Source organism: Maritalea sp. (genome assembly GCF_047634455.1).
Taxonomy (GTDB): domain Bacteria; phylum Pseudomonadota; class Alphaproteobacteria; order Rhizobiales; family Devosiaceae; genus Maritalea.
In genome coordinates this window covers 1-4,345 of record NZ_JBLIAI010000107.1, presented here as the reverse complement: position 1 = coordinate 4,345, position 4,345 = coordinate 1, and the positions used below count along the sequence as shown (strand labels likewise).

Here is a 4,345-nt window from a genome sequence, read left to right as displayed (position 1 = left end):
CTATTCTGCGCGAAAAAGACATCCTAACTTTCGAGACGGCAGATAGCCCCGCAAAACGCATATATTTTGCCATCCAACTTATGTATTTGGATGACGATGTGAGCCAAGTGAAAGATGAATATTTCACCTTGGTGAATGATTTTGTTCGGGCAGCGCCCTCAACGGTGGGTTTAGTGGACGATGTGAATAATGAGATATTAACGGGTTCACTGTATAAAGCTCTGAAAAAAGCCAAGAAACTCATTGAGTACGAACGGGAATTGTTAGGGCATGCAACAACAGGCGGCAGCGGCGTATCAACAGACAGCCAAACAGACAGCGAGTCCTCGTGAATTAGAGGCAAGCTTGCTATCAAAATCGGCTGCTCAGTTACAACGAATAAAAGAAGACTGGGACAACAAAAAAAGCGAGCTTGAAGGTGCCCTCACCTACAACCGCAAACTTTGGACAGTGTTTTTGACTTCCGTGACAAAGGACGACAACCCCTTACCCGTTGCGATCAAACAAAATGTCGCAAATCTGGGAATATTTGTGATGAATCAAACTATTGAGGCACTCGCCAACCCTGCTCCAGAAGCCCTGGCGGTGTTGATCAATATCAACAAAGAATTGGCAACAGGTTTGCGCGTACAAATGCAATGCGCTACAGAATAATCAAGATAAATCTTGGCCGATGTTCGACTTCAACGCTGTTCACTCATCATCTTTATCGCTGTTATTGAACGTAATTGACGAGCGATAGTCGGCTGACGATTGACGCGGTTTGATAGCTGGCCTGCATTCGCGTTTGCAGCGACAGGATTTTCATTGCCACTTCTTCAATCGGTGCCGCTTCAATTTCCACAAGCATATTGTCCAACATGGATTTTTGTTGAACGTGCCGCTCTTCAATCCGACCATTTGTGGTTTTTGCAAGGCCCAACTCCATTTGAATAACTTCAATTGAGCCTTTTTCTGAATTGTGAACTTCTGAAAGCCTGTCACGCACCGCATTGTTAAGCGATTGATATTTTAACTTGGCTTCCGGGTCTGAAGGCGAAAATCCTTCCGCCGCAAACACCGCCAAAGACCGCATCAAACGGGTTGGCCCATCTTCATTCGCTTGTGCACCATACGAGACCCGCGTGTTTTCGTCCACGCGCGCATCAACGGATTGCCGCGGATTGGTTGTGCTTTGCCCCGCATACCAAATCACTGTATCCGCACTGGTCGCAGCAACAAGGCTCGTTGCCGTGTCATAGGGGGGACCATTTACACGCTGAGCTGTTTCACCATTGGCAGCAAAAAAATTATCCGCTGCAGCAAACGCCGACGCAGCCACCAGATCAGTTTTGGTTAGCTCGCCAATTTTAGCGTCCAGCGCGGCCTTAAAATTGGCAGCGGTTGCAGCAAGTGTTCCACCAATTTGGAACTCGCGAGTTGAAGTTGGAGGTCCCGCAACAGCCTTCATTTCCGCCTGAATGGTGCGGCCATCCGGCATATCAAGCGCAAGAATTATCCGTTCATTATCATTGGGTTGCGCCACAAAATCGATGGTGGCAGACGGCGGCGCGCCAGCAGGCCCGGCCAAATTTGCTGCCACGCCGTCAGTGCTTAATGCATCAATTTTGAAGCCAAACGGATGTGTGCCATCTTCGGCCAAAGTTACGGTTGTCCCAACAATGCCCGTCGTCAAGCGTCCCATATTGGCCGCCCCTGCGTCCGCCAGCTTTCGCTCGCCCATGACAGTGCGAAAACCCGCATTGCCATCTTTACCGTTCATGACGGCATCAAATTGTTCAACCGGATTGTTCTCTGTTTCATTGCCACCAAACAAGCGACGACCGTTCAATTCGCTGTTCATTAAGTCAATAAGTTCAGTCATGCGCGTTTCGGCCAAATATTGCGCAGCGGTCATATTCACACCATTGATTTCATATGTACCTTGTTGCGCAGAAGCGCGAGCCGCGCCTTCGATTTCATCAACACGCGACATAGTTGTCGACATGAAGTTGATCCGGATGTTCACCATGTTCACATTTTGCTTATAGCTATCCAGCGCACTCAGCCGCGACCGCAATGTCATATCGACAACGCGGTCACCACCAAGCTCAGACAAAGATTGCGCCTTCTCGCCAGTACTTAATTGTTGCTGCAAGCGATCCAAATCACTGCGCATATTGGCAATCGAGCGATAGTTAAATTGTGCGGGAAACATGGAGTTATTGACGATCATCTTATTTATCCCTTCCCTTAAATCTGCATCAGTATTTCAACAAGTTCTTTGGCAATCGATACCACCCTGGCATTGGCAGAATATGCATTTTGCAGCTGCAACAGCATTGCCATTTCCTCATCAATATCAACGCCATAGGCTTCCTCGGCACGCATTGCCAAAGTCTCCATCACCACGCCTTGGCTGGCATATGCCTGTTTGGTTGACGCAATGATATTGCCTTGGAAATTTAGGGACTGTTTGACCAGATTTTCAACATTCCCCGACACTTTGAATAAACCTGTATCCAGATCAGATGAGGTGGACCCCATGAACTGCATATTGGCCAGCTGATCAATCAAGTAATTGGGCCGAGTGGCATCACCAATAGACGTCGTCGCTGTTTGTTTAACCAGCAGGGAATTATCAGCAACAATCGACTGATTAACTGCAATTCGCCCGGCAAAACCTAGTTTTTGCTGCACACCATCGAGCGAGTTGGTATAACTGCCACCGCCATTGTCGGTGAACAATGAAATGGCAACGCCCGCCCCTTGGTCTGCTGTCACAGTATGTTGAACATTGATACTGCTAATGTCGGTGGTATTTGGTGCACCATCATCAAGAATACGCAGCGTCGTGCCAGCTGGGTTACTAACAGTAATGGCTGCGCCTAACGCAGCATTTAGCGCAGTCGCGACAGGACCAATACCACCACTAAAATCTAAGCCAATTGTACGAATACCGTTTGCCGAAACCGAATCCATTGGCAACTTGGATGCATCATCAACACGAACAACATTTACTGTTTTCGCCGTGCCGCCCTCAACATATTTGACGATAAAACTATTGCCCACCTGCATGTTGGCAAGATCGGCATCAAACCCATCCGAACCACCCGAAGACACCGCTGTGCCAGCCGTTTCAATGGTTGACATCGCTTGCGCCAAGCCTGAAGCAATTTCATCAAGCTGGTCCTGTAATGTCACAAGAACATTATCGCGTTGATCAAGCAATGACGAGATCCGGCCTGTGTTTAAAACGCCGTGCGCAACCACGTCTATCGCCAACCCAGACGGGGTAGCAACGGTCAACAGGCCAACCCCAGATTGTGATGGGTCAGCATCATAAAGGGCGGTTGCGGCTAAATTCCCGGCCGTCTGAAATTGAAATTGCGATGCTTTACCATCCAACAGGCCAACCCCAGACCGGGTATGCAGTGCCACTGAACCGTCGCCACGGTAATCAACCTTGACATCAACCAACTCAGAAACTTTTAAGATCAATCGATCCCGTTCATCAAGCACACTGATCCGCGTATCATCACCCCTGCTGGTGTCCGTAAGATCTTGGTTAATGTCGGCAAGAGAACTCAAATATTGATTGACTTCCGCCACACTCACAGAGATCTGGCTTTCAGCTTCCACCCGCATTGTTTGGGTTGAACGCGATAAAAAATTAAGCGTTTCCGCCATCGACTGCGCCCGGTCAACAACCTGAGAGCGTGCAACGAAGTCTTCTGGACTTGTGGTCAGCGACTGCAAAGACGCCTTGAGGTTGGACAATTGCGTATCAAGCGAATTGATGCTGCCCGGCTTCCCAAGCAGCTGATCAATTTGATCCATAAACCCCGCCTTGACGGCCATTTCGCCCATCTTTGCGGTTTCACGGTGCGTTTGGGTTTCAAGAGCTTGAACATATGCGCGCTGCACTTTCGCGACGCGCACGTTTACGCTATTCACTCCATTGTCTTCAACAAGCGACAAGCTTTGGCGGTGATAACCGGGAGTGCCCGCATTTGCAACGTTGCGGGACACCACGGTCAAACCGCGTTGGTTCATGTCCATTCCAGCGAGTGCGTTGCTAAGTGTTACACTTAATCCCATGGTAATCCCGTTACAAACCTATTAGCCACAAAAGACGAGTTCTAGGCGCTAAAAGCGCCCAAAACTATCTCACCATATTCAGCGCTTCTTGCAGCATTTCATCGGCGCTCGACACAATTCTCGTGCCCGCTGCATAAGCCTGCTGCGTCACAATCAGTTTCGTGAATTCCTCCGAAATGTCCGTGTTGGACGCTTCAAGCGCGGCGCCAGTCACACTTCCATCAACGTCCAAAATCGCATCGCCGGATTCTGACGTTGCCGAATA

5 protein-coding genes are annotated in these 4,345 nt (G+C 49.1%); 2 read left to right on the top strand and 3 right to left on the bottom strand.

The annotated features are described in order from the left end of the window. Together ACJAZW_RS15175 and flaF are read left to right on the top strand one after the other, a co-directional pair. A partial coding sequence (locus ACJAZW_RS15175) for a flagellar biosynthesis repressor FlbT (protein WP_415159611.1) occupies positions 1 to 332 on the top strand: 332 nt, incomplete at its 5' end. Further along, positions 271 to 654 (top strand): flagellar biosynthesis regulator FlaF, encoded by a 384-nt coding sequence (gene flaF, locus ACJAZW_RS15170; RefSeq protein ID WP_415159609.1) that lies wholly within the window; start codon positions 271 to 273, stop codon positions 652 to 654. The genes ACJAZW_RS15175 and flaF, both read left to right, overlap by 62 nt. A gap of 61 nt (positions 655 to 715) precedes the next feature. On the opposite strand, the gene ACJAZW_RS15165 is transcribed toward flaF, so the two are convergent. The 3 genes from ACJAZW_RS15165 to ACJAZW_RS15155 all read right to left on the bottom strand — a co-directional run. Next, positions 716 to 2,215: a hypothetical protein gene (locus ACJAZW_RS15165; protein WP_415159607.1), complete on the bottom strand. Its 1,500-nt coding sequence runs from the start codon at positions 2,213 to 2,215 to the stop codon at positions 716 to 718. A 17-nt stretch (positions 2,216 to 2,232) separates the two neighbouring features. After that, complete coding sequence (flgK, locus tag ACJAZW_RS15160; protein WP_415159605.1) at positions 2,233 to 4,080, bottom strand: flagellar hook-associated protein FlgK; 1,848 nt, start codon at positions 4,078 to 4,080, stop codon at positions 2,233 to 2,235. Positions 4,081 to 4,144: 64 nt separating this feature from the next. Next, positions 4,145 to 4,345: flagellar basal body rod C-terminal domain-containing protein (locus ACJAZW_RS15155; protein ID WP_415159603.1), on the bottom strand; the 201-nt coding region annotated here is incomplete at its 5' end.

Excerpts from the sequence above, each read along its gene's own strand:
- flaF (WP_415159609.1), top strand. The coding sequence starts at position 271 with ATGCAACAACAGGCGGCAGCGGCGTATCAACAGACAGCCAAACAGACA.
- ACJAZW_RS15165 (WP_415159607.1), bottom strand. The coding sequence starts at position 2,215 with ATGATCGTCAATAACTCCATGTTTCCCGCACAATTTAACTATCGCTCG.
- flgK (WP_415159605.1), bottom strand. The coding sequence starts at position 4,080 with ATGGGATTAAGTGTAACACTTAGCAACGCACTCGCTGGAATGGACATG.